Raw genomic sequence first — 22,590 nt, 5'->3', positions numbered from 1 at the left:
AGCCGAGCCCCGTCAGCATCAGCGCGAATGGGCCAATGTGCCGTTGAATAGAACTTTTCACGTCTTCTCCTATATCTGAAAGCACGCCGCTGCCGCGGCCGTTAAAGACACGGCTTGAAGTCATAGGAAAGACCAGGGCATACGGCGAGCGATCGCGAACGCGATTGCGAGTTCTGTTTCACAGGTGCAACCGGCCGCGCGCGGGGCGTAGTTTAACGGTTGCACCGCGCTATTGCAGTCAAAATACGATTGAGCCCTACAAAAAAACCGCGAAAATAGCAAGCTTTGTAAGCAATTTAGTACCCAATATCCCCGATCCATATGAGGATTTAAAGATTACGGTTGACCTTCTCTCGAAATGCCCGTATAAAGGACGGGCAGGATTTCAAGCGGCGAGTGAATTGGTTCTTTCGTAGTTCGCCCATCAACGGTACTCCGGTTGGTCCTATTACCCTTCCTTGATTTTCATGCACCCTCGGGCTTCGGCCTTATTCACCATTTTTAGGAAACAGTAATATGGAAACCGGTACCGTCAAGTGGTTCAATGACGCAAAGGGCTTTGGTTTTATCACGCCGGACGCCGGCGGCGAAGATCTGTTCGCGCATTTCTCGGAAATCCGCGTAGAAGGCTTCAAGACGCTGCAGGAAAACCAAAAGGTTACCTACGACGTCAAGACGGGCCCGAAGGGCAAGCAGGCCGCTAACATCAAGCCGGTCTAAGCTTAGCTTCCTTCCGGACGCAGAAAAACCCCGCCAAGGCGGGGTTTTTTCTTTTCTGCGGTTAATCGGGATTTCGGCGCGAAATCCAAAATCTTTACTGGAATACGCGCTGGGCGTGAATACCCAGCCCGGTTGCAACACTGGCAAGACGGTCGCCGAATACGGGACGCGCATCAGGAAACGCCGCAGCCAGCGCGCCCGACAAGAACGCCAGTCCCGTCGATCCCCCCGTGAAGTACAGCGCATCGACATCGCGCGGCGCGACGCCCGCACGCTGCACGGTATCGCGCGCGGCCTGGACGATGCGCTGCGTCTCGTCCTTGCCCGCCGCGATCAGTTGCGCTTCGTCGAATGCGAGGCGCAAATCCTCCTCGACGATTTCCAGATCGATCAGCGTCTCGCCGCCCGCCGCCACGCCAATCTTCGCTTCTTCAGCGTGCGCCGCGAGCGCATGGCCGAAACGCTGCTCCACGACGCGCATCAGCCGGTCGTGATGCCGTGTGTCCGAATACAGATGCCGCATCAACCCGAGTTCGGACACGCGTTTTGGCGTGTAGATCGTGTTGATCAGATGCCAGGTGGCGAGGTCGAAGTAAATACGGTTCGGCACTTCGCGCCCTTCCGGGTCGAGCGATTGATAGCCGAGTTCGCGCAGGATCGTCGCCAGCTCGACGCGCCGGTCGAAGTCCGTTCCGGCGACGTGCACACCGTGATGCGCGAGCACGTCGTCCTTGCGCTCGATACGCTTCATCCGCTCCGGGCCGACGCGCACCAGCGAGAAGTCCGACGTGCCGCCGCCGATATCGGCCACCAGCACCAGCCCTTCCTGCGTCAGATGCGCTTCGTAATCGAAGGCGGCCGCGATCGGCTCGTACTGGAAGTGAATCTCGCTGAGACCGATCGAGCGCGCCGCCGCTTCGAGCTGCTGCTGCGCGAGCTGATCGGCACGCGGATCGTCGTCGACGAAAAACACCGGGCGCCCGAGCACCGCGCGGCTGATCGGCGTACCCGCCGTCTGTTCGGCGCAGCGCTTCAGATGCGTGACGAAGATCGCGATCACGTCGGTGTATTTGATCGCGGAGCCGTCGCCGAGGTCCGTATTGTTGTCGGCGAGTGCCGAGCCGAGGATGCTCTTCATCGAGCGCATCAGCCGGCCGTCGAAGCCGTCGACATACGCTTCCAGCGCCGCGCGGCCGTACTCGCGCCGGTTTTCGTCGGTGTTGAAGAAGACGGCCGTGGGCAGCGTCGTGTAGGCGCCTTCGACAGGCGCCAGCTTCAGCGCCGCCTGACCGGCTGGCGAAGCGCCGACCGGGACGGCAACTGCCGAATTCGACGTGCCGAAGTCAATCGCGCAATAGGTCATGGCAGGATTCGCCGCTCACGCAGGCGCGCACAGAAAAAGGGACGGGCTTTGTAACATGAAAGCTGTGACACCATCAACCGTCGGCGCACCGTGCACGCAGTGGCGATGGGGAATGCGAATTGCTTCATCGAAAGGTCGCGCCGGGCTCGAATGAATCCGACAGGATACGCTGTTCGAAGCCCGCTTACAGAATCCTCAGAAATCTTGCCTGAGCATCGGCTCGCTCATTTGGCTCATTTGGCTCGCTCATTCAGGAGACTCGATGCAGGAACCTTCCGCCGCCACGGTTCGCGCCGAACCGGCCAGCATCGTCGAAACCGATCTGCCTTCGCGGCTCGACCGCCTGCCGTGGGGCCGCTTCCATTCGCTGATCGTCGTCGCGCTCGGGGTGACGTGGCTGCTCGACGGGCTGGAGGTGACGCTCGCGGGTTCCGTCGCGAGCGCGTTGAAGTCGAGCGCGGTGTTGCGCTTCTCGAACGCGGACGTGGGATTGGCCGGCAGCGCGTATATCGCCGGCGCCGTGCTGGGCGCGCTCGGCTTTGGCTGGCTGACTGACCGGCTCGGCAGGCGCAAGCTGTTCTTCGTCACGCTCGCGCTGTATCTCGCGGCGACGGCGGCGACCGCGTTCTCGTGGAATCTCACGAGCTTTTTGCTGTTTCGCTTCCTGACGGGCGCGGGCATCGGCGGCGAGTACACCGCCATCAATTCGACGATCCAGGAATTCACGCCCGCGCGCGTGCGCGGACACACCGATCTCGCGATCAACGGCACATTCTGGATCGGCGCGGCGCTTGGCGCGGTCGGTTCGCTGGTGATGCTCGACCCGCATCTGCTGCCCGGCGACTGGGGCTGGCGCGCGTGCTTCTTTATCGGCGCGGCGCTCGCCCTGGCAATCCTGCCGATGCGCGCATGGATACCCGAAAGTCCGCGCTGGCTGCTCACGCACGGTGACGAAAGGCAAGCGCGCGAAATAGTCGAAGGGATCGAGGCGCGCTTTCGCGCGGAAAATCACGCGCTCGCCGACGATGCACTCATGCGCCTGCGCCTGCGCGCCCGCGAACACACCACGCTGCGCGAGGTCTTCCATACGCTGTTCATGGTGCACCGGCGCCGGGCGCTGGTCGGGCTGTCGCTGATGACGGCGCAAGCGTTCTTCTACAACGCGATTTTCTTCACCTACGCGCTGGTGTTGACCGATTTCTATCACGTGCCCGGCGACCATGTCGGCTGGTACATCCTGCCGTTCGCGCTCGGCAATTTCGCGGGTCCGCTGCTGATCGGCAGGCTGTTCGACGTGATCGGGCGCCGCAAGATGATCACCGCGACTTACGCGATTTCGGCGTTGCTGCTGACCGTGAGCGGTTACCTGTTCGAACAGCAATTGCTCACCGTGACGACGCAGACCATCGCGTGGATGGTGATTTTCTTCTTCGCGTCGGCGGCGGCGAGTTCGGCGTATCTGACCGTCAGCGAATCGTTTCCACTTGAAATCCGTGCGCTCGCGATTGCGGTGTTCTACGCGTTCGGTACCGCGCTCGGCGGTATCGCGGGGCCGGCGTTTTTCGGCCGGCTGATCGACACGCAGCAGCGCAGCGAAGTGTTTTCGGGTTATCTGGTCGGCTCGGCGCTGATGCTGGCCGCCGCGGTGATCGCGGCAATCTGGGGCGTGGACGCGGAACGGCGGCCGCTCGAAAGCGTCGCCGCGCCGCTATCCGTGATCGATGACGAATGAGCCCTGGAGAGCGCCGCGCAATAAAAAACGCGGCCGTCGGCCGCGTTCCATGTCGAACCATTCACGCGCTGACAACCACTCAGAACGCCTTGTTCCATCCGCCCGCAAAAGCGATGTCGCCGAGCGGCACACGCGTGCGCGCCGCCTTTTCGCGCTCGCGCAGCACCGGGTCGAGTTTGTCGACGTCGCCGTAATGGCCGAGTGAAATCATCGCGATCACCTCGATGTCATCGGGCACCGCGAACGCCTTGCGGAATGCGTTGACGTCGAAGCCGCTCATCTGATGCGCAGCGAGCCCGAGTGCATGCGCCTGCAACACCAGCGACAGCGCCGCCGCGCCCGCGTCGTAAGGCGCGCAACGATTGACTTCGCCCTTCGCCGTCAGCGTGTGCGCCGTCACGCAGATCAGCACCGGCGCCTTTGCATTCCAGCCCTGATTGAAGGGCACGAGCGTGTCGAAAGCTTTCTTGAAGGAGACGTCGTCCGTGGTGCGATCGAACACCACGAAGCGCCAAGGCTGCAGGTTGTACGACGAAGGCGCCCAGCGCGCCGCCTCGAGCACCGTGCGCAGCTGCTCGCGCGTCACGGGCTCGCTCGAATACGCGCGCGGGCTCCAGCGGCCGGCGATCAGGTCATGAATGGGAACGTCGGTGCGTGCGGGTTTGGTGGTCATGCGCATTTCTCGGTCGAAATTCATGATCGGCGGGCAGTGGCCCGAGGGCCCACTAGCATAACCCGAGCCGTCCGGTTCGCGCCCCGCTGGTCGCGCACATTTAAAACGCGAAAAGACATAAGAAAAGCGCGCCGCGGCCTTCGACCGCGACGCGCTCTTTCGCACTTCGAAGCGGGTTACCGCATCAAACGGCCTGCGCCGCTACGCTCCGCTCACCACGGTTGATCCGCAGCACGATGATCGACGCGATGATGCACAGTCCGCCGGAAATCATCGACGCCACCGTGTACGTGCCGAGACTCGCGCGCAGCATGCCCGCGCCGAGCGCCGCGAAGGCCGCGCCGAGCTGATGACCCGCAACCACCCAACCGAACACCACGGGCGCCGAGTCCTTGCCGTACACATCGGTGGCGAGACGGACCGTCGGCGGCACGGTCGCGATCCAGTCGAGACCGTAGAACACCGCGAACAGCGGCAAGCCGAAGAAGTCGATGCCGAACGCGTGCGGCAGATACATCAGCGACAGGCCGCGTAGCCCGTAGTACCAGAACAGCAGCACGCGCGCGTTGAACCGGTCCGACAGCCAGCCCGACAGCGTCGTGCCGAACAGATCGAAAATGCCCATGGCCGCGAGCAGGGAAGCGCCCTGCACTTCCGTCATGCCGTAGTCGCCGCACATCGCGATCAAATGAGTGCCGACGTAGCCGTTCGTGCTCGCGCCGCAAATGAAGAAGCTGAAGAACAGCAGCCAGAAGTCGCGCGTCTTGCTCGCCATTGCCAGCGTGCCGAACGCGATTGCGAGCGGATTCTGCTTGCTCATATCGGATTTGACGGGCGAGTCGGCAGGTTCGCCGAACGGACGCAGTGCCATGTCGGCCGGACGCTCCGGCAGCAGGAACGCCACCAGCGGCAGCACGAGGGCCGCCGCGATCGCGACCGTCCACACGACGGGCCGCCAGCCGTGATGCTGCGCGATCGCCGCGAGCAACGGCAGAAACACCAGTTGGCCCGTCGCCGAGCTAGCCGTGAGAATGCCCATCACGAGACCGCGATGCGTGCTGAACCAACGGTTCACGACCGTTGCCGACAGCGTCAGCGCCGCCACGCCCGTCGCGCCGCCGACCATCACGCCCCACACGAGAATCATCTGCCACGGATGCGTCATCAGCGACGACAGACCGACGCCCGCCGCCATCGTGCCGAGCGCCGTCAGAATGGTCGGACGCACGCCGAAACGCTGCATCGCGGCCGCCGCGAACGGCCCCATCAGACCGTACAGCGCGATGTTCACGGAAATGGCCAGCGAGATCGTCGCGCGACTCCAGCCGAAGTCATGTTCGAGCGGCACCATCATCACGCTCGGCGTCGCCCGTGTGCCCGCCGCCGCCAGCAGCACCAGAAACACCACGGCCACGGCTAGCCAGCCGTAGTGGAAACGCCCACCAATTATTCTTGCTGCCCAGTTCATCGGTTCTCCAAGGTTGCCGTCACGGCTCACAGTGCTGCGATGCCAGCCGCATCTGATCTTTACCGCTTTCGTAAAGGATTTGTGACTGACCTGTCACAATCGGTGTTGCGATGTTAGTTACCGATCGGTAACATGTCAAGACGTCGACTCGAGGACCACAACACCATCATGGCTAATTCCGATACCGCCAAACGCGCGCTGAGCCGTCGTTCGCAAACGGCCGGTTCCGAAGCCCAGCAGCATCTCTTACGCGCCGCCGCCGATCTGTTCTACAGGGAAGGCGTGCGCGCGGTGGGCGTCGATGCCGTCGTCGAGCGGGCGGGCGTCAACAAGATGAGTCTGTACCGTCAGTTCTCCTCGAAAGACGATCTGGTGGTTGCGTATCTGGAGCAGTCGGACGAGCAGTTCTTCAGACGTTTCGACGAAAGTCTCGCCAAACATCCCGGTGAACCGAAAAAGCAGATCGCCCAGTATTTCGAGGATCTGGCGCTCCGCGCGTCGAAAGAAGACTATCGCGGCTGTCCGTTCGTCAATGTATCGGCGGAATTTCCGGACCCCGCCCATCCGGCGCGGCTCTGCGTGCTGAACAACAAGACGAAGCTGATGGAGCGGCTCAACGCGCTCTGCACGGAGGCTGGCGCATGCGATCCGGGCGAGCTGGCAAACGCGCTCGCATTGCTGATCGAAGGGATCTACGCGTCCAGCCAGACATACGGCCCGGGTTGTGGACCCATTACGGTCGCGCCGCGAGTGGCGGCGCAACTTGTCGCGCTGGCGTGTGGAGAGGCGTCGGTAGAATAGCGGTTTTGCTTTTCCCGCTGCGCCGCCATGTCTTCAACGTCCCCTGATTCGCACAATGCCATTCTCGACGCCACGCGGCACTGGCTGACGCGAGCCGTGATCGGGCTGAACCTGTGCCCATTCGCGAAGGCCGTGCATGTGAAGAAGCAGATTCGCTACGCGATCAGCGAAGCGACCGGCATGGAAGGCGTATTGGCGGATCTGGAATCCGAACTGCGCACTTTGGCGGATGCCGATCCCGCCGCCATCGACACGACGCTGCTGATCATTCCGCACGCGCTCGGCGAATTCCTCGAATACAACGACTGCCTGTTCTTCGCGGAGCGGATGCTGAAGCAACTGCGCCTCGAAGGCACGCTGCAGATCGCCAGCTTTCACCCTCAGTATCAATTCGAAGGCCACGAGCCGGACGATATCGAAAACTTCACGAATCGCGCGCCCTATCCGATTCTGCATTTGCTGCGGGAAGCCAGTATCGATCGCGCGGTCGACGCCTTTCCGGACGCCGCCGACATCTACGAGCGCAACATGGAAACGTTGCGCCGTCTCGGCCGTGAAGGCTGGCACACATGGATGAGCGAGCCGGCCAAAGACTGACTGGCTACGGCTCGCCCGATCTCAAGCCTCGACGTAAAACCGCTCGCGCAATTCCGCAATGCCGAGCGTGTCCATCACTTCATTGAGCCGCTCGGTGGGCCGCCGGCGCGGCAAATCCTTATAGGTCGCGACGATGAGCTCGTTCTTCATCGAATGCTCCCAGCCGACCAGCTCCGTCACGTTGACCTGATAGCCGTGCGCTTCCAGTTGCAGACAACGCAGCACGTTGGTGATCTGGCTGCCGAACTCACGCGTATGCAGCGGGTGCCGCCAGATCTCCGTCAATGCGTTCGCCAGCGACTTGCCCTTGTTCCTGCGCAGCACGCCCGCCACTTCCGCCTGGCAGCACGGCACGACGACGATGTATTTCGCATGTTTTTCGAGCGCGAAGCGGATGGCGTCGTCGGTGGCGGTATCGCACGCGTGCAAGGCAGTGACGATGTCCACGTTCGGCGGAAGTTTGTCCGATGTGATCGATTCGGCTACGGAAAGATTAAGAAACGACATACCCTTGAAGCCGAGGCGTGCCGCAAGCGCTTCTGACTTCGAGACGAGTTCCTCGCGCGTCTCAATGCCGTAGATATGCGAGTTATCCCGCAGTTCCTTGACGAACAGGTCGTAGAGAATAAAGCCGAGGTAGGACTTGCCCGCGCCGTGATCAACAAGGGACAGTTCGCCTTTCGTCTCTTTCACGTCTTGGAGCAGTGGCTCGATGAACTGAAACAGGTGGTAGACCTGCTTGAGCTTGCGGCGGCTGTCCTGATTCATCTTGCCGTCGCGCGTGAGGATATGGAGTTCCTTCAGTAGCTCGACGGACTGGTTAGGACGGACTTCGTAGGATTTGCTGGACATCGAATGAGCGTGCCACCGATTGCATCGCGAACGTGCGTCAGGTGACGGAAAAAGGGAGAAGTGTCTGTCAGTTTACCCAAAGCGCGAAGGACGGTCCCGATTCTTGCGCGCGGACAGCGACACCGCACCCCGCCTGGAATAGTTCGTGCGTGAGCATTGCCCGGGTTCGAGCATGCTGAGCATGTGTGTCGCAAGGCAGTCGTCAGATGCGAGCCAGATAGCGCATCGCGGCTTGCAGAACGCATAAAGAAAGACAAGCTACCGGTTACTGCAACGTCGAAGAACCGCCGGTACGCCTGGGGGAGGTCGAGCCGGAACAAAGGTTCGAACGTTACGTAACCTGAAGTGCGCCGGGACTGCTACGAAGCGCGCTCGGATCTGATGAGGCGGTAAATGGATACGACACCCAACGGAAACGCCGAGCAGAAGTTTCAGGAGCTCATGGCGAAGCTGCTGGCCACGCCCGAGTGGACAGAAAAGCAGCAACTGGAACTCGAAATGGCGCGCGACATCTCGGTCGAGATGCTGCGGCTCGCGGAAGTCATGCGCGACGGCAGCGTCGATATGGAGACGTGCCTGACCCTGCTCAAATACGCGAAAGTGCTGGACTTCGTGATGACGACGCTCGCGTCGCGCCGCGACATCAAGCCTCAGACGCTGCGCGTAATCTTCAAACTGGCCGGACTCAAAGTCGACGAAGCCTATCCGGGCTGAGTCCGCCGACGGCTGCGCGGCCTGCTCGCGCAGCCGTCTTTCCACTTTTCCACGTCTGCTGCAGCTCGGCGCCGCTTGCGACGGCCTTTGGCCAAGGTTTTGCGCCTCGGCGCACGCGACACTTGCGCGTCACTTCCCTTTCCCCTCGCGTCTCAAATGCTGAGGCCGCTGCGTCGCAGCATGCGCCTGCACGCGATGACTCCTATCATGCCCAACTGGTTCGGCCCAAATTCAATAAGCGCATAAGACGCAAGCCGCCTGTCCGTCCGAATCAGGCACTACGACAGTCCCGCCGCCAGAGCGGGACGCGCACACACAGCATCCGCCACACGCTCGCAGCACGCCCGTAGGAAAGCGGCCACCGGACCGGCATCGCCGAGGGGCGCCAACCATACGACAGATGCCGCCAATGGAGGAGACGTCGTCATGAGGAAAATGCGGTGGGTGGTGATCTTGCTGTGCTTTCTCGCTATCGCGGTGAACTACATCGACCGCGCGAACCTGGCCGTCGCCGCGCCTGAAATCCAGAAGGCGCTCGGCATCGGACCCGCGCAGATGGGCTTCATCCTGAGCGGCTTTTTCTGGACTTACGCGCTGATGCAGATGCCGTTCGGCTGGTTTGTCGATCGCGTCGGTGCGCGCATCGCGTTGCCGCTCGCGGTCGGCTGGTGGTCGTTGTTCACGGCGGCGACGGCGGGCGCGAGCAGCGTCGCGGGGATGTTCGGCTGCCGGCTCATGCTCGGCGTCGGCGAAGCGGGCGCGTATCCGTCGTGCGCGAAGCTCGTCAGCCAGTGGTTCAAGCCGTCGCAGCGCGCGCTCGCGACGAGCATCTTCGATAGCGGTTCGCGCGTCGGCTCGGCGCTGTCGATACCCGTCGTCGCGCTGATCATCGGCACGCTTGGCTGGAAGGCGTCGTTCGTCGTCACCGGGATCATCGGCGCGGTGTGGATTCTGGGCTGGCTCGCGATCTACCGCAGCCCGGCGCATGGCGACATGACGGGCGAACACGACGTCGTGCCCGATACCCGCGCCGCGCGCGCCGCCGACAAGGTCACGTGGGCGTCGCTGTTCCGCCATCGCACGCTGTGGGGCATGATGCTCGGCTTCTTTTGCCTGAACTTCGTGATCTATTTCTTCATCACGTGGTTTCCGAGCTATCTCGTGCAGACGCGCGGCTTTTCGCTGAAGTCGCTCGGCACGCTCGGCATGATTCCCGCGCTGATGTCGATTCCGGGCGGCTGGATCGGCGGGCTGGTGTCGGATGCGCTGTTCCGGCGCGGCTGGAGCCTCACGGCCGCGCGCAAGACGTGCATGGTCGGCGGCATGCTGCTGTCGTCAGTGATCACGCTGTCGGCGTTCACGTCGAATGTTTATCTGATGCTCGCGTTTTTCGGCATTGCGTACGGCAGCCTCGCGTTCGCCGCCGCCAGCATCTGGTCGCTGCCCGCCGACGTCGCGCCCACGCCGCGTCACGTCGCGTCGATCAGCGGCATCCAGAATTTCGCGTCGAACCTGGCGGGAATCGTCATCACCACGTTCACCGGCATCATGGTCGCGTTGACCAAAGGCTCGTTCACGATTCCGCTGGTCGTCGCGGGCGGCTTCTGCTTTCTGGGCGCGTTCAGCTATCTTGTGATCGTCGGCCGCATCGAGCCGTTGCCCGCCGATCCCGAGCGCCCCTACGTGCCGGAAGGCGCGCAACGCTCGCACGTTTGATCTTTCAATAAGGCACCGAATCATGTCGACAGCCATCGCCGCGCACGCCGCCATCCGTCTTCATCCAAACGACGACGTGATCATCGCGACGCGCCAGCTCGTATCGGGCACACGCATCGAATCCGAGGATCTGGTCGTGACGGGTCTGATTCCGCCTGGCCACAAGATCGCGACGCGCGCGATCGCGAAGGGCGAGCCCGTCAAGCGCTACAACCAGATCATCGGTGTCGCGCGCGACGCGATCGCACGCGGTCAGCATGTGCACACGCACAACCTGAGCATGGCCGAATTCGCCCGCGAGCACGAATTCGGCGTCGACACGCATCCGACTGCCACGGCCCGCGAGCCGGCGCATTTCATGGGCATCCGTCGCGCGGACGGCCGCGTCGCGACGCGCAACTACATCGGCATTCTGACGAGCGTGAACTGTTCGGCAACCGTCGCGCGCGCGATCGCCGATCATTTCCGGCGCGACGTGCATCCGGAAGAACTCGCGGCTTTCCCAAACGTCGACGGTGTGATCGCGTTGACACATGGACTTGGCTGCGGCGTCGATCTGCGCGGCGAAGGCATGGCGATCCTGCAGCGCACGCTCGCGGGCTACGCCGCGCATCCGAACTTCGCTTCCGTGCTGTTCGTCGGGCTGGGCTGCGAGACGAACCAGATTGGCGGCGTGCTCGAATCGGGCGGTCTCGCCGACAACACCGCGCAACTGCGCAGCTTCACGATTCAGGACAGCGGCGGCACGCGCAAGACCATCGAACGCGGCATCGCGATGGTGCGCGAGATGCTCGCCGATGCAAACCGCGCGGTGCGAGAAAAGGTGAGCGCGTCGCATCTGACGGTCGGCTTGCAGTGCGGCGGCTCGGATGGCTATTCGGGCATCTCGGCGAATCCGGCGCTGGGCGCGGCCGTCGACCGGCTCGTGCAGCATGGCGGCACGGCAATACTGTCGGAGACGCCCGAAGTCTACGGCGCCGAGCATCTGCTCACGCGCCGCGCGGTAAGCCGCGAAGTCGGCGAGAAGCTGCTGGCGCGCATCGCGTGGTGGCAGGACTACTGCGCGCGCAACGGCGCGGCGCTCGACAACAATCCGTCGGCGGGTAACAAGGTCGGCGGCTTGACGACTATCCTCGAAAAGTCGCTCGGCGCGGTGGCGAAGGGCGGCACGACCAATCTCGTCGATGTGTACGAGTACGCGCAGCCGATTCACGCGAAGGGCTTCGTGTTCATGGATTCGCCCGGCTACGACCCGATGTCCGCGACGGGCCAGGTCGCGTCGGGCGCGAACCTGATCTGCTTCACCACCGGGCGCGGCTCCGCTTATGGCTGCGCGCCGTCGCCCTCGTTGAAGCTCGCGACCAACACCGCGCTGTGGGAACGCCAGGAAGAAGACATCGACATCAACTGCGGCGGCGTGATCGACGGCACGACATCCATCGATCAGCTCGGCGCGGACATCTTTCAGATGATGCTCGACTGCGCGTCAGGTACGCGCTCGAAAAGCGAACTGCACGGCTATGGACAGAACGAGTTCGTGCCGTGGCAAGTCGGCGTGGTGACCTGAGCGCGGACTGACGGGACTGACGTCATGCGGCGGCAGGCGCGCCGAGCGGCGGGGTGCCGTCGTGGAACATGGACTTCAGTTGCGCGCGCAGTTCGGGCGAGTCGCTGTGCTTGTGCGCCTGCATCGCATGCGCGACGGCGGCTTCGAGCAGTTCGGTTTCCGAATCTGCGCACAGGGCGACCGTGCAGTTGATGTCGCTCGGGCATTCGCGGCAATCGATGTATTTGCGGCCCATGACAGACTCCTCAGATCAAAGTGACCGCGCGCAACGCGTGCGTCGGCGTCGCCCCGGCGTCTTTGACGCGAGGCTTCGGGCAGCGGCGAAAATGCGTGAGTCGTGCGCGGCGGGGCGGCGCGGCGTGCGCCGGCAAGGAAGGTGCGTGAGAAAAGTATAGGTCGCGCTGTGTGCCAGCCTGCACCGGGTTTGCCCCGCTTCCAGGCGGGTGGGACAATACCGGCCTTCGCGCCGAGCGCATGTCACCGCCATTCACGTCACTTTCCATCGATGCCGAATTCGTCCGATCACCCCACGCATCACGCCCGCGTTGCCGTCATCGGCGGCGGCCCTGCGGGGCTGATGGCCGCCGAAGCGCTGGCGCGCGGCGGCGCTCGCGTCGACGTGTATGACGCGATGCCGTCCGTCGGACGCAAGTTTCTGATGGCGGGCAAAGGCGGTATGAACATCACGCACTCCGAGCCGATCGAGCCGTTTCTCGGCCGCTACGGCAAGCGCAGCGCCGACATCGCGCCGTTGCTCGATGTGTTCGGCCCGCACGCGCTGCGCGCGTGGCTCGACGAACTGGGCGTCGCGACCTTCGTCGGCAGTTCGGGCCGCGTGTTTCCGACTGACATGAAAGCGGCGCCGATGCTGCGCGCGTGGCTGCATCGGTTGCGGGAAGCGGGCGTGCAATTTCACATGCGGCATAAATGGATCGGCTGGCTTGCGCCCGCTTCGTCCGGCATGCACGGCTTGCGTTTCGCGACGCCCGACGGCGAGCGCGAAGTGAGCGTCGATGCCGTTGTGTTCGCACTGGGCGGCGGCAGCTGGGCGCGGCTCGGCTCCGATGCCGCGTGGGTCACGTTGATGCAGCAACGCGAGATTCCCGTCGCGCCGCTCTTGCCCGCGAACTGCGGCTTCGACGCGAACTGGACCGGGTACTTCCGCGAACGCTACGCGGGCCAGCCGGTGAAGCCGGTTTCGATCGCCGTCGAAAGCGTGGACGGCACGGTCCAGCATCGACAAGGTGAGTTCGTCGTGACCTCGACGGGGATCGAAGGGAGCCTCGTGTATGCGTTGTCTTCAGTGATTCGCGACCGCCTGCTTGCCGATGGCGAAGCGACGATAACGCTCGATCTCGCGCCGGGCCTGAGCGCGCAGCGCGTGATCGACGAAGTGACGCGGCCGCGCGGCTCGCGTTCGATGTCGAGTCATTTGCATAGCCGTATCGGCATTACGGGCGTGAAGCTCGGCTTGCTGCACGAGTGTCTGTCGAAGGAAGACTTCGCCGATGCCGCGAAGCTCGCGCAAGCCATCAAGTCATTGCCGCTGCGGCTGACTCACGCACGGCCCATCGACGAAGCGATCAGCAGTGCGGGCGGCATTCCCTTCGAGGCGCTCGATGACGCGTTGATGCTCCGCCAACTGCCCGGCGCGTTCTGCGCGGGCGAGATGCTCGACTGGGAAGCGCCGACGGGCGGCTATCTGTTGACTGCGTGCTTCGCCAGCGGCCTTGTCGCTGGACAAGGCGCGCTGGCTTATATCGTTCGGCGCTAGATCGCCGGATCAACAGATCACAAGGTCACGGCTTCGTAGTGGCTCTTTTGGCCTTGAGCCGCCACAACGACGTGACTTCGGCTTTACGCGCGGCGTGCAGCGGATCGGCGGCATCCGTTGCTTTCGGATGACGCGGCTTGATGTCCTCGCGTCCGGCGACGACCAGACCCGCATTGTCGATTGCACTCAGCAGCCAGTCGCGTGTGCGCATGCCCAGATGTTCCGCGAAGTCCGACAGGATCAGCCAGCCCTCGCCGCCCGGTGAAAGATGAGCGCTGAGTCCGTTCAGAAAGCCAAGCAGCATCCGGCTTTCGTAGTCGTACACGGCATTCTCGACGGGCGACGCCGGACGCGCCGGCACCCACGGCGGATTGCAGACGACCAGCGGTGCGCGGCCTTCGGGGAACAGATCGGCCGCGATCACCTCGACCTGGCTGTCGTAGCCGAGCCGCGTCAGGTTCTCTTTTGCACAAGCGAGCGCGCGTGGGTCCTGATCGGTCGCGACGATACGCTTGACGCCCCGCTTCGCGAGCACCGCCGACAGCACGCCCGTGCCGACACCGATATCGAACGCCTTTTCGACGGAAGGCAATGGCGTTCGCGCGACCAGATCGACATATTCGCCGCGCACGGGCGAAAACACGCCGTAGTACGGATGGATGCGCTCCTGCAAAGCGGGAATCTCGACGCCCTTCTTGCGCCACTCGTGCGCGCCGATCATACCCAGCAGTTCGCGCAACGAGACCACGGACGGTTCCTGCGCAGGCGGGCCGTAGACTTCTTCGCAGGCCTGCTGGACATTCGGCGCGCGGCGCAATGGAATGGTGTAGTCGGCTTCGAGCGGAATCAGCAGCATGCCGAGCGTGCGCGCGCGTTGCGACTGCGCTTGCCGGTGCAGGTTGAAGGCGTCGAGCGGGGTTTCAGCAACCTGTTTGCGCGGCTTGCGTTCGAGCCGGCGGGTCATCGCTTGCAGCAACTGACGCGCGTTCTGGAAGTCGCCGCGCCAGAGCAGCGCCGTGCCCTCGCAGGCGAGGCGATAGGCGGCGTCGGCTGTCGTGCGGTCGTCTGCGATCACGACGCGCTTCGCGGGCGGAACGGCGGCTTCCGAGCGCCAGCGCGCGGATTGCGGGCCGTCGGCTTCGGGCCAGGTCAGGGTGGGGAAATTGGTCATGTCCGTATTCTATTGAACCGTTGGGCCTCGTCGACATCGTGTCCGTTTTGGAGGGATGAGACGTTTGAGGACGACTGAACGGGAGACTGTGGAGTGGACCAAAGAAAAACGGGTTACACGGAATGCCCGTGTAACCCGTTTTTTGATACTGGTGCCGGCTGCAGGACTCGAACCCGCCACCTCATGATTACAAGTCAAGCGCTCTACCTGATGAGCTAAGCCGGCGTAAGACTTGAGACCGCGATTCTACTTCATTTCACGACTTTGAGGTGGCCTCTTCCGCCACCTTTCGATCCGTCGTCGTCGGGACGCGGATCTTCATCGGTTTCGCTGACTTTCTCAGCAGCCGCAGCCTGTGGCGCCGCTTCCGGCGCTTCGGCGATCACGGCTTCTTCGTCCTCGGAATCCGTCGCCTCGCCGCCCGCCGATTCGACCGGGAACGCCATGCCCTGCCCGTTCTCGCGCGCGTAAATGGCGAGCACGTTGGCAACGGGCACCTCGATCTTGTGCGACTTGCCCGAGAACCGCGCGTTGAACTCGATCCATTCGTTGCCCATCTGCAGCTGGCTCGTCGCCTCGAAGCTGATGTTCAACACGATCTCGTTGTCGCGCACGAACTGGCGCGGCACCCGCGTCTGGTTGTCGACACGCACCGCGATATGCGGCGTATAGCCGTTATCGGTACACCATTCGTACAGCGCGCGCAGCAGGTACGGCTTCGTGGAAATCTCTTGCATCAACGGTCCTTGTGCCGGGCAGGCGCGCGAACCGCAATGGAACGCCGCGCGCCACACCCGATGCCAATCTCAAACTCAGCGGCGCATCACCTTTTCCGACGGCGTCAGCGCTTCGATATAGGCCGGACGGCTGAAAATACGCTCGGCGTACTTCATCAGCGGCGCGGCGTTCTTCGACAGTTCGATGCCGTAGTGATCCAGACGCCACAACAGCGGCGCGATCGCGACGTCGAGCATCGAGAATTCTTCGCCGAGCATGTACTTGTTCTTCAGGAAGATCGGTGCGAGCTGCGTCAGGCGGTCGCGAATAGCCAGGCGCGCCTTTTCGTGGTTCTTCTCAGCCGCCTTGCCCTTCTCGTTTTCGAGCGTGCCGACGTGGACGAACAGCTCTTTCTCGAAATTGAGCAGGAACAGACGCGCGCGAGCACGCTGGACGGGATCGGCGGGCATCAGTTGCGGATGCGGGAAGCGTTCGTCGATGTACTCGTTGATGATGTTCGATTCGTACAGGATCAGATCCCGTTCGACGAGAATCGGCACCTGACCATACGGATTCATCACGGCGATGTCTTCCGGTTTGTTGAACAGGTCGACGTCGCGGATTTCGAAGTCCATGCCCTTTTCGAACAACACCAGCCGGCAGCGCTGGGAGAACGGGCAAGTAGTGCCGGAATACAGAACCATCATGTTTGCGTTTCCTCAAAAAACTTAAAGGGCCAGCGAGCGGGAAAACCGTCATGCAGGTCTTCCCTTGCGCCGGCCCCACACCCGTTACGGTGTGACTATTTGATATCTTTCCAGTACGCGGCGTTCAGTCGCCAGGCGAAAAAGCTCAGAACGCCCAGGAACAGCAGCACCCACACGCCAAGCTGGCGACGGGTCTTCTGCGTCGGTTCGGACATCCATGACAGGTACGACACGAGGTCGGCCACAGCAGAATCATAATCTACCGGCGACATCGCCCCCGGCGTGACCTGCTGGTATCCCACGAATTTCTTGACCTTTTCCTTCGTGTGTTCGTCGATTTCGTCTTCGAACTTCGCCGTTCTTTGCCCCTGAAGCTCCCACAGCACGTGAGGCATGCTCACGTTCTCGTACACCATATTGTTCCAGCCGGTCGGCCGTGTGTCATCGCGGTAGAAACTGCGCAAATACGTATACAGCCAGTCGCGGTTTCTTGCCCGCGCTTCCACCGACAGATCCGGCGGCGTCGCACCGAACCACGCTTTCGCGTCGTCGGGGCGCATGGCGACCGTCATCGTGTTACCGACTTTATCTGTCGTGAACAGCAGGTTTTTTTCAATTTCCTTCTGCGAAATACCGATATCTTGCAATCGGCTGTAGCGCATCAGGTTCGCACTATGACAATTCAGGCAGTAGTTTACAAACAATTGGGCGCCGTGCTGCAACGAAGCAATATTGTCCGCGTTGTCGGGCGCACGGTCGAGCGGGAATTCGCCTTCCGCGCGAACGGACGCCGCGGATAGCGCCAGCACGGTTGCACCGAGCAGCGCGAGCGTCGAAAGCAGTTTTCTCATTTTCGTTTTCTCCTGGCTCGCGGTTAGTGGGGTTTGAACCGCACTCGTTCGGGCGGCTGCTTGAACTTGCCAAGCGGCGTCCAGAACGGCATGCCGAGGAAAAACGCGAAATAGATCAGCGCGCAGATCTGCGCAATCAGCGTCGCTGCCGGAGACGGCGGCTTGGTTCCGAGGAACGCGAGCGTCAGGAAGGCCAGCACGAAGATCCCGTAAAACACCTTGTGGAAGAACGGCCGGTAGCGGATCGATTTCACCGGCGACCGGTCGAGCCACGGCAGGAAGAACAGCGACACCACCGCGCTGCCCATCACCACGACGCCCCAGAACTTGGATTCCGTGAACGCCATCGCGAGGATTACCAGAACGGCGAGCACGGGAAGGCCGAGCTTCCACTTGCCGCGCGCCCGGATCAGCGCGAACAGCCCGAGCAGGCCGATCACGATCATCAGCACGATCTTGAACGGGTCGGTCGTGGCGCGCAGCATCGCGTAGAACGCGGTGAAGTACCAGACAGGCGCGATTTCCGGCGGCGTTTGCAGCGGGTTCGCCGGGACGAAATTGTTCGACTCGAGGAAATAGCCGCCCATTTCCGGCGCGAAGAAGATGATCGCCGCGAACACCATCAGGAACACGCACACGCCCATGAAGTCGTGCACCGAGTAGTACGGGTGGAACGGAATGCCATCCAGCGGAATGCCGTTCGCGTCCTTCTTCGCCTTGATCTCGATGCCGTCCGGGTTGTTCGACCCCACTTCATGCAGCGCGACGATGTGCGCCACCACCAGCCCGAGCAGCACCAGCGGAATCGCGATCACATGGAACGCGAAGAAGCGGTTCAGCGTGACGTCGGACACGACGTAGTCGCCGCGAATCCACAGCGACAGGTCCGGGCCGATAAACGGAATTGCCGAGAACAGGTTGACGATGACCTGTGCGCCCCAGTACGACATCTGGCCCCACGGCAGCAGATAGCCGAAGAACGCTTCGGCCATCAGGCACAGGAAAATCGCGCAGCCGAAGATCCACACCAGTTCGCGCGGTTTACGGTACGACCCATACAGCAGCCCGCGGAACATATGCAGATACACGACCACGAAGAACATCGACGCGCCCGTGGAGTGCATGTAGCGGATCAGCCAGCCCCACGGCACCTCGCGCATGATGTACTCGACCGATGCGAACGCGAGCAGCGAATCGGGCTTGTAGTTCATCGTCAGGAAGATGCCCGTGACGATCTGATTGACCAGCACCAGCAGCGCCAGCGAGCCGAAGAAGTACCAGAAGTTGAAGTTCTTCGGCGCGTAGTACTCGGAGACGTGCGCTTTCCAGGTCGCCGTCATCGGAAAGCGGCGATCGATCCAGCCCGCGAGTCCCGTTGTTTCTACCTCTTTTTCGGTCGTCGCCATTACGCTTCTCCTTTCTCGTCCTTGCCGATCACGAGCGTGTTGCCGGTGATCATGTAAGGCGGGATGTCGAGGTTTTGCGGCGCAGGTTTGTTCTTGAAGACGCGGCCGGCCATGTCGTAGGTCGAGCCGTGGCAGGGACAGAGAAAACCGCCCGGCCAGTCATCGGGAAGATTGGGCTGCGCGCCTTCCTGAAAGCGTGGAGTCGGCGTGCAGCCCAGATGGGTGCACACCGCGACAGCAACGAAAAGATTCTTGTGCTCGGGACGCGAGCGAAACTCGTTCTTGGTGTAGTCCGGCTCCGGCATCGAAAACGGGTTCTTGCTTTCCGGATCGGCGACTTCCTTGTCGGCCTTCTGGACGTCGGCCAACTGCTTGTCGGTGCGATTGATGATCCAGACGGGCTTGCCTCGCCATGCGACCGTCATCATGTCGCCGGGCTTGAGGTTGGAGATATCGACTTCGACGGGGGCTCCCGCCGCTTTGGCTTTTTCGGATGGTGCAAACGAACTAACAAAGGGTACGACGGTGGCGACTCCTCCGATGCCACCTGCTACGGTCGTCGCAATCAGCCAGGAACGGCGGCCGCCATCGACGCGTTCATCTTCCTTGTCTCGCATCACACGCCCCACTTCTGAGTTGGATTTTTCCTTCACGTCGGGTCTACCGCCGCTAGTTTGCTCGAATGGAGTCGGCATTTACAAGGGCCGATTGCCAAAAACCGTGCGAAGTCATTGATAAATCAGGGTTTCCCCGCACGGATCGCAAACATTTTCACGGCTTTTATTAAGCATTTCCTCCGTTTTTCAATCCTTTTCTGCGCCTAATCCGGCCAGCATTCAAACTGGATTATGAATATCGATAAAAAGGTGTTCGAGCTCGAACTGCTCGGACAGATGCGCGCCCAGCGCCTGCACGCCGTAGCGCTCGGTCGCGTGATGACCGGCCGAGATGAACGCTACACCGCTTTCCGCCGCCGTGTGCACGGTCGGCTCGGAGATTTCCCCCGTCAGATAGACGTCCGCGCCGGCGTCGATCGCCGCGTCGAAATAGCCCTGTGCCGCGCCCGTGCACCACGCGACGCGGCGCAAGCTCTTGTCCGGGTCGCCGAATACGAGCGGCGTGCGGCCGAGGGTCTGCTCGACCTCTGCGGTGAAATGCGCGAGCGTGATCGGCATCGGCAACGTGCTCATCCAGCCGATGTCGTTGTCGCCGAAACGGCCGTCGGCGATCAGACCGAACTTCGCGCCGAGCTGCGCGTTGTTGCCGTACAGCGGATGATCGTCCAGCGGCAGATGAAAAGCGAACAGATTCAGGTCGTTCGCGAGCAGCGCCTTGAGCCGCTGATATTTGCGGCCGGTGATCTGCGGCGCCTCGTTGCGCCAGAAGTAGCCGTGATGGACCAGCACGGCGTCCGCGCCCCACTCCAGCGCGGCCTCCAGAAAGGCCAGCGACGCGGTCACGCCCGTCGCGATTTTCTCGACCTTGCGCCGCCCTTCGACCTGCAGACCATTGGGGCAATAGTCCTTGAACCGCGAAGTTTCAAGGAGATTGTTCAAGTACAATTCGAGTTCGATCCGATCCATATCACCCTCTAATTTTTCAGATGCTCAGACGCTTTTGGCTGTTCTTCGCCCAGGCGGTGACCGTGCTGCTGGCGCTGATGTTCATCATTGCGACCCTCAAACCGCAATGGCTGCAGCGTCAAGGGCAGTTCGGTAAGCAACTGGCCGAGCCGATCGTCGCGCTCCGAGAAGTGGCACCCGGGATCGGCAGCGGGGGCAATGTCCAGAATTCCTACGCGGACGCGGCGCAAAAGGCGATGCCTGCCGTCGTCAACGTGTTCTCCAGCAAGGACGGCTCGCTTCCGCCCGACCCGCGCGCCAAAGATCCGCTGTTCCGCTACTTCTTCGGCGACAAGAACAAAAAGCAGCAAGAGCAACCCGCAGCCAATCTCGGCTCGGGCGTTATCGTGAGTTCGGAAGGTTACATTCTAACGAACCAGCACGTCGTGGACGGCGCCGATCAGATCGAAATCGCGCTCGCCGACGGACGCACGACGAACGCGAAGGTGATCGGCGTCGATCCCGAGACCGATCTTGCCGTGCTGAAGGTCAACATGACCAACCTTCCCACCATCACGCTCGGCCGCATGGACCAGACGCGCGTCGGCGATGTGGTGCTCGCGATCGGCAATCCGTTCGGCGTCGGGCAGACGGTGACGATGGGCATCGTCAGCGCGCTCGGCCGCAATCACCTCGGCATCAATACATTCGAAAACTTCATCCAGACCGACGCGCCGATCAATCCCGGCAACTCGGGTGGCGCGCTCGTCGACGTGAACGGTAACCTGCTCGGCATCAATACGGCGATCTACTCGCGCTCGGGCGGCTCGCTCGGCATCGGTTTCGCGATTCCCGTTTCAACGGCGCGCAGCGTGCTCGAAAGCATCATCACGACGGGCACCGTGACGCGCGGCTGGATCGGCGTCGAGCCGCAGGACGTGACGCCGGAGATCGCAGAATCGTTCGGGCTCGATCAGAAGTCGGGCGCGATCGTCGCGGGCGTACTCAAGGGCGGCCCCGCCGACAAGGCAGGCATCAAGCCCGGCGACATTCTGGTGTCGGTCAACGGCCTGGACATCACCGACACCACGCGTCTCCTGAACGTAATCGCGCAGATCAAGCCCGGCACCGACGCGAAGGTGCATCTGGTGCGCAAGAACAAGGAAATGGATCTGAACGTGATGATCGGCAAGCGCCCGCCGCCGCCGAAGCAGCCTTCGGACGAAGGCGATGACGACGATGGTGGTTGAGCGATCAATCGGTCGGCCGCTCAGTTAGCGAATTAGCGAATTAGCGAATTAGCGAAGTCAAACAAAAAGGGCAGTCTCCAACGGAGCACTGCCCTTTTTGCTGTCGGGCGCGGCCCGAGCGGCACGAGGTTCGCTCAGCTTGCCGCCCCGCCCTCGTTTTCAGCCGTGGCAACCGGCTTGCTGACGAAGAGCCGCGCCGCGATGATGCCCGCTTCGTACAGCACGATCAGCGGGATCGCGAGAATCAGCTGCGAGAACACGTCGGGCGGCGTCACCACGGCCGAGATCACGAACGCGCCGACGATCACATACGGCCGGATCTCCTTGAGCTTCTTGATCGTCAGCACGTTCATGCGTACGAGCAGCACGACGACGATCGGCACTTCGAACGTCACGCCGAAGGCGAGGAACATCGTCAGCACGAAACTCAGGTAATTGTCGATATCGGTGGTCATCTCCGCGCCAAGCGGCGCGTTGTAGTGCGCCATCACGCGGAAAATAGTCGGAAACACGACGAAATACGCGAACGCCATCCCGCACAGAAACAGCGTATAGCTGCTGCCGACCAGCGGACCGACCAGCTTCTTCTCGTGCTGGTACAAACCCGGCGCGACGAACGCCCAGATCTGGTACAGCACGATTGGCAGCGCGATCACGAAGGCGACGAGCATCGTCACTTTCATCGGCACGAAGAACGAGCCGGTGACGTCGGTGACGATCATCTTGCCATCCTTCGGCAGATTGTTCATCAGCGGACGCGCGAGCAGCCGGAAGATGTCGGGCGCCCAGTAGACGAGCCCGACGAACACGACAATCACCGAAATGCCCGCGCGGATGATGCGGTCGCGCAGTTCGACGAGATGCGAGATGAAGGTCTCTTCAGTGCCTTCGTTCTGGTTTTGGGGGTCGCTCACGCCGGCCCTCGGTAAGAGATTGATGCGCGGGACAT

The 22,590-nt window shown here is 62.3% G+C and carries 22 protein-coding genes and 1 tRNA gene; 9 read left to right on the top strand and 14 right to left on the bottom strand.

The features are described 5' to 3' along the window. Window positions 1–516: 516 nt before the first annotated feature. A complete protein-coding gene (locus KFO72_RS26230; RefSeq protein ID WP_007731769.1) occupies window positions 517–720 on the top strand; it encodes a cold-shock protein in 204 nt (67 codons plus the stop codon). Between the two features lie 94 nt (window positions 721–814). On the opposite strand, the gene KFO72_RS26225 is transcribed toward KFO72_RS26230, so the two are convergent. Then, window positions 815–2,083 carry an Hsp70 family protein gene (locus tag KFO72_RS26225; RefSeq protein WP_060599624.1) on the bottom strand — a complete coding sequence of 423 codons (1,269 nt, stop codon included), beginning with the start codon at window positions 2,081–2,083 and terminating at the stop codon, window positions 815–817. Between the two features lie 262 nt (window positions 2,084–2,345). Between KFO72_RS26225 and KFO72_RS26220 the strand changes: the two genes are divergently transcribed. Continuing rightward, window positions 2,346–3,815, top strand: a complete 1,470-nt coding sequence (locus KFO72_RS26220; protein WP_224100683.1) for an MFS transporter — start codon at window positions 2,346–2,348, stop codon at window positions 3,813–3,815. Between the two features lie 79 nt (window positions 3,816–3,894). Here KFO72_RS26220 and KFO72_RS26215 read toward each other — a convergent pair whose 3' ends face one another. Beyond that, window positions 3,895–4,488, bottom strand: coding sequence for a nitroreductase family protein (locus KFO72_RS26215; protein ID WP_060602449.1), 594 nt, complete (start codon window positions 4,486–4,488; stop codon window positions 3,895–3,897). A gap of 184 nt (window positions 4,489–4,672) precedes the next feature. Next, entirely contained in the window at window positions 4,673–5,956 is a 1,284-nt protein-coding gene (locus KFO72_RS26210; protein WP_224100684.1) for an MFS transporter, read from the bottom strand. A gap of 168 nt (window positions 5,957–6,124) precedes the next feature. On the opposite strand from KFO72_RS26210, the gene KFO72_RS26205 reads away from it, so the two are divergent. Continuing rightward, window positions 6,125–6,757, top strand: coding sequence for a TetR/AcrR family transcriptional regulator (locus KFO72_RS26205; RefSeq protein ID WP_225033371.1), 633 nt, complete (start codon window positions 6,125–6,127; stop codon window positions 6,755–6,757). 27 nt (window positions 6,758–6,784) lie between these two features. Beyond that, the gene (locus tag KFO72_RS26200) at window positions 6,785–7,354 is read left to right on the top strand and encodes a DUF1415 domain-containing protein (RefSeq protein WP_224100685.1); all 570 of its coding nucleotides are present in this window, start codon (window positions 6,785–6,787) and stop codon (window positions 7,352–7,354) included. Window positions 7,355–7,375: 21 nt separating this feature from the next. Here the strand turns inward: KFO72_RS26200 and KFO72_RS26195 are convergent, their stop codons facing one another. Continuing rightward, complete coding sequence (locus KFO72_RS26195; RefSeq protein ID WP_054929101.1) at window positions 7,376–8,206, bottom strand: class I SAM-dependent methyltransferase; 831 nt, start codon at window positions 8,204–8,206, stop codon at window positions 7,376–7,378. 393 nt (window positions 8,207–8,599) lie between these two features. On the opposite strand from KFO72_RS26195, the gene KFO72_RS26190 reads away from it, so the two are divergent. The 3 genes from KFO72_RS26190 to KFO72_RS26180 all read left to right on the top strand — a co-directional run bounded on the left by KFO72_RS26190 (window position 8,600) and on the right by KFO72_RS26180 (window position 12,203). Further along, window positions 8,600–8,920: a hypothetical protein gene (locus KFO72_RS26190; RefSeq protein ID WP_007731784.1), complete on the top strand. Its 321-nt coding sequence runs from the start codon at window positions 8,600–8,602 to the stop codon at window positions 8,918–8,920. Window positions 8,921–9,346: 426 nt separating this feature from the next. Next, on the top strand, window positions 9,347–10,636 hold the full coding sequence (locus KFO72_RS26185; RefSeq protein ID WP_035989029.1) for an MFS transporter: 1,290 nt from the start codon (window positions 9,347–9,349) through the stop codon (window positions 10,634–10,636). Between the two features lie 22 nt (window positions 10,637–10,658). Next, window positions 10,659–12,203 carry a UxaA family hydrolase gene (locus KFO72_RS26180; protein WP_225033369.1) on the top strand — a complete coding sequence of 515 codons (1,545 nt, stop codon included), beginning with the start codon at window positions 10,659–10,661 and terminating at the stop codon, window positions 12,201–12,203. Window positions 12,204–12,225: 22 nt separating this feature from the next. On the opposite strand, the gene KFO72_RS26175 is transcribed toward KFO72_RS26180, so the two are convergent. Beyond that, window positions 12,226–12,438: a DUF1059 domain-containing protein gene (locus KFO72_RS26175; protein ID WP_054929103.1), complete on the bottom strand. Its 213-nt coding sequence runs from the start codon at window positions 12,436–12,438 to the stop codon at window positions 12,226–12,228. A 270-nt stretch (window positions 12,439–12,708) separates the two neighbouring features. On the opposite strand from KFO72_RS26175, the gene KFO72_RS26170 reads away from it, so the two are divergent. Continuing rightward, complete coding sequence (locus tag KFO72_RS26170; protein ID WP_225033368.1) at window positions 12,709–13,977, top strand: TIGR03862 family flavoprotein; 1,269 nt, start codon at window positions 12,709–12,711, stop codon at window positions 13,975–13,977. 25 nt (window positions 13,978–14,002) lie between these two features. On the opposite strand, the gene KFO72_RS26165 is transcribed toward KFO72_RS26170, so the two are convergent. The 8 genes from KFO72_RS26165 to KFO72_RS26130 form a co-directional block, all read right to left on the bottom strand. Beyond that, a complete protein-coding gene (locus KFO72_RS26165; protein ID WP_225033367.1) occupies window positions 14,003–15,148 on the bottom strand; it encodes a methyltransferase in 1,146 nt (381 codons plus the stop codon). A 149-nt stretch (window positions 15,149–15,297) separates the two neighbouring features. Beyond that, window positions 15,298–15,373, bottom strand: a tRNA-Thr gene (locus KFO72_RS26160). 26 nt (window positions 15,374–15,399) lie between these two features. Continuing rightward, window positions 15,400–15,885, bottom strand: coding sequence for a ClpXP protease specificity-enhancing factor (locus KFO72_RS26155; protein WP_054929106.1), 486 nt, complete (start codon window positions 15,883–15,885; stop codon window positions 15,400–15,402). A 75-nt stretch (window positions 15,886–15,960) separates the two neighbouring features. Beyond that, a complete protein-coding gene (locus KFO72_RS26150) occupies window positions 15,961–16,572 on the bottom strand; it encodes a glutathione S-transferase N-terminal domain-containing protein (RefSeq protein ID WP_006052302.1) in 612 nt (203 codons plus the stop codon). Between the two features lie 95 nt (window positions 16,573–16,667). Further along, window positions 16,668–17,423: a cytochrome c1 gene (locus KFO72_RS26145; protein WP_054929107.1), complete on the bottom strand. Its 756-nt coding sequence runs from the start codon at window positions 17,421–17,423 to the stop codon at window positions 16,668–16,670. 23 nt (window positions 17,424–17,446) lie between these two features. Beyond that, complete coding sequence (locus KFO72_RS26140) at window positions 17,447–18,829, bottom strand: cytochrome b (protein WP_225033366.1); 1,383 nt, start codon at window positions 18,827–18,829, stop codon at window positions 17,447–17,449. Next, window positions 18,829–19,446 carry a ubiquinol-cytochrome c reductase iron-sulfur subunit gene (gene petA / locus KFO72_RS26135; protein WP_054929108.1) on the bottom strand — a complete coding sequence of 206 codons (618 nt, stop codon included), beginning with the start codon at window positions 19,444–19,446 and terminating at the stop codon, window positions 18,829–18,831. The genes KFO72_RS26140 and petA overlap by 1 nt, the downstream gene beginning before the upstream one ends. A 219-nt stretch (window positions 19,447–19,665) precedes the next feature. Then, window positions 19,666–20,412: a Nif3-like dinuclear metal center hexameric protein gene (locus KFO72_RS26130; RefSeq protein WP_054929109.1), complete on the bottom strand. Its 747-nt coding sequence runs from the start codon at window positions 20,410–20,412 to the stop codon at window positions 19,666–19,668. A 20-nt stretch (window positions 20,413–20,432) separates the two neighbouring features. On the opposite strand from KFO72_RS26130, the gene KFO72_RS26125 reads away from it, so the two are divergent. Beyond that, window positions 20,433–21,641, top strand: a complete 1,209-nt coding sequence (locus KFO72_RS26125; protein ID WP_225033365.1) for a Do family serine endopeptidase — start codon at window positions 20,433–20,435, stop codon at window positions 21,639–21,641. Between the two features lie 134 nt (window positions 21,642–21,775). On the opposite strand, the gene tatC is transcribed toward KFO72_RS26125, so the two are convergent. After that, window positions 21,776–22,555 (bottom strand): twin-arginine translocase subunit TatC, encoded by a 780-nt coding sequence (gene tatC, locus KFO72_RS26120; RefSeq protein WP_035988995.1) that lies wholly within the window; start codon window positions 22,553–22,555, stop codon window positions 21,776–21,778. Window positions 22,556–22,590: the final 35 nt, after the last annotated feature.

Source organism: Paraburkholderia sp. XV (assembly GCF_020177535.1).
GTDB classification, from domain to species: Bacteria; Pseudomonadota; Gammaproteobacteria; order Burkholderiales; family Burkholderiaceae; genus Paraburkholderia; species Paraburkholderia caribensis.
This window is presented reverse-complemented; position numbering and strand designations above follow the sequence as displayed.

What these genes read in the sequence shown, in the direction of transcription:
- KFO72_RS26220 (WP_224100683.1), top strand. Translation starts at nt 2,346, where the DNA reads ATGCAGGAACCTTCCGCCGCCACGGTTCGCGCCGAACCGGCCAGCATC.
- KFO72_RS26205 (WP_225033371.1), top strand. Translation starts at nt 6,125, where the DNA reads ATGGCTAATTCCGATACCGCCAAACGCGCGCTGAGCCGTCGTTCGCAA.
- KFO72_RS26145 (WP_054929107.1), bottom strand. Translation starts at nt 17,423, where the DNA reads ATGAGAAAACTGCTTTCGACGCTCGCGCTGCTCGGTGCAACCGTGCTG.
- KFO72_RS26195 (WP_054929101.1), bottom strand. Translation starts at nt 8,206, where the DNA reads ATGTCCAGCAAATCCTACGAAGTCCGTCCTAACCAGTCCGTCGAGCTA.
- KFO72_RS26150 (WP_006052302.1), bottom strand. Translation starts at nt 16,572, where the DNA reads ATGATGGTTCTGTATTCCGGCACTACTTGCCCGTTCTCCCAGCGCTGC.
- KFO72_RS26225 (WP_060599624.1), bottom strand. Translation starts at nt 2,083, where the DNA reads ATGACCTATTGCGCGATTGACTTCGGCACGTCGAATTCGGCAGTTGCC.
- KFO72_RS26230 (WP_007731769.1), top strand. Translation starts at nt 517, where the DNA reads ATGGAAACCGGTACCGTCAAGTGGTTCAATGACGCAAAGGGCTTTGGT.
- KFO72_RS26175 (WP_054929103.1), bottom strand. Translation starts at nt 12,438, where the DNA reads ATGGGCCGCAAATACATCGATTGCCGCGAATGCCCGAGCGACATCAAC.
- KFO72_RS26190 (WP_007731784.1), top strand. Translation starts at nt 8,600, where the DNA reads ATGGATACGACACCCAACGGAAACGCCGAGCAGAAGTTTCAGGAGCTC.
- petA (WP_054929108.1), bottom strand. Translation starts at nt 19,446, where the DNA reads ATGCGAGACAAGGAAGATGAACGCGTCGATGGCGGCCGCCGTTCCTGG.
- KFO72_RS26125 (WP_225033365.1), top strand. Translation starts at nt 20,433, where the DNA reads ATGCTCAGACGCTTTTGGCTGTTCTTCGCCCAGGCGGTGACCGTGCTG.
- KFO72_RS26130 (WP_054929109.1), bottom strand. Translation starts at nt 20,412, where the DNA reads ATGGATCGGATCGAACTCGAATTGTACTTGAACAATCTCCTTGAAACT.
- KFO72_RS26185 (WP_035989029.1), top strand. Translation starts at nt 9,347, where the DNA reads ATGAGGAAAATGCGGTGGGTGGTGATCTTGCTGTGCTTTCTCGCTATC.
- KFO72_RS26170 (WP_225033368.1), top strand. Translation starts at nt 12,709, where the DNA reads ATGCCGAATTCGTCCGATCACCCCACGCATCACGCCCGCGTTGCCGTC.
- KFO72_RS26165 (WP_225033367.1), bottom strand. Translation starts at nt 15,148, where the DNA reads ATGACCAATTTCCCCACCCTGACCTGGCCCGAAGCCGACGGCCCGCAA.
- KFO72_RS26215 (WP_060602449.1), bottom strand. Translation starts at nt 4,488, where the DNA reads ATGACCACCAAACCCGCACGCACCGACGTTCCCATTCATGACCTGATC.
- KFO72_RS26210 (WP_224100684.1), bottom strand. Translation starts at nt 5,956, where the DNA reads ATGAACTGGGCAGCAAGAATAATTGGTGGGCGTTTCCACTACGGCTGG.
- KFO72_RS26200 (WP_224100685.1), top strand. Translation starts at nt 6,785, where the DNA reads ATGTCTTCAACGTCCCCTGATTCGCACAATGCCATTCTCGACGCCACG.
- KFO72_RS26180 (WP_225033369.1), top strand. Translation starts at nt 10,659, where the DNA reads ATGTCGACAGCCATCGCCGCGCACGCCGCCATCCGTCTTCATCCAAAC.
- KFO72_RS26155 (WP_054929106.1), bottom strand. Translation starts at nt 15,885, where the DNA reads ATGCAAGAGATTTCCACGAAGCCGTACCTGCTGCGCGCGCTGTACGAA.
- KFO72_RS26140 (WP_225033366.1), bottom strand. Translation starts at nt 18,829, where the DNA reads ATGGCGACGACCGAAAAAGAGGTAGAAACAACGGGACTCGCGGGCTGG.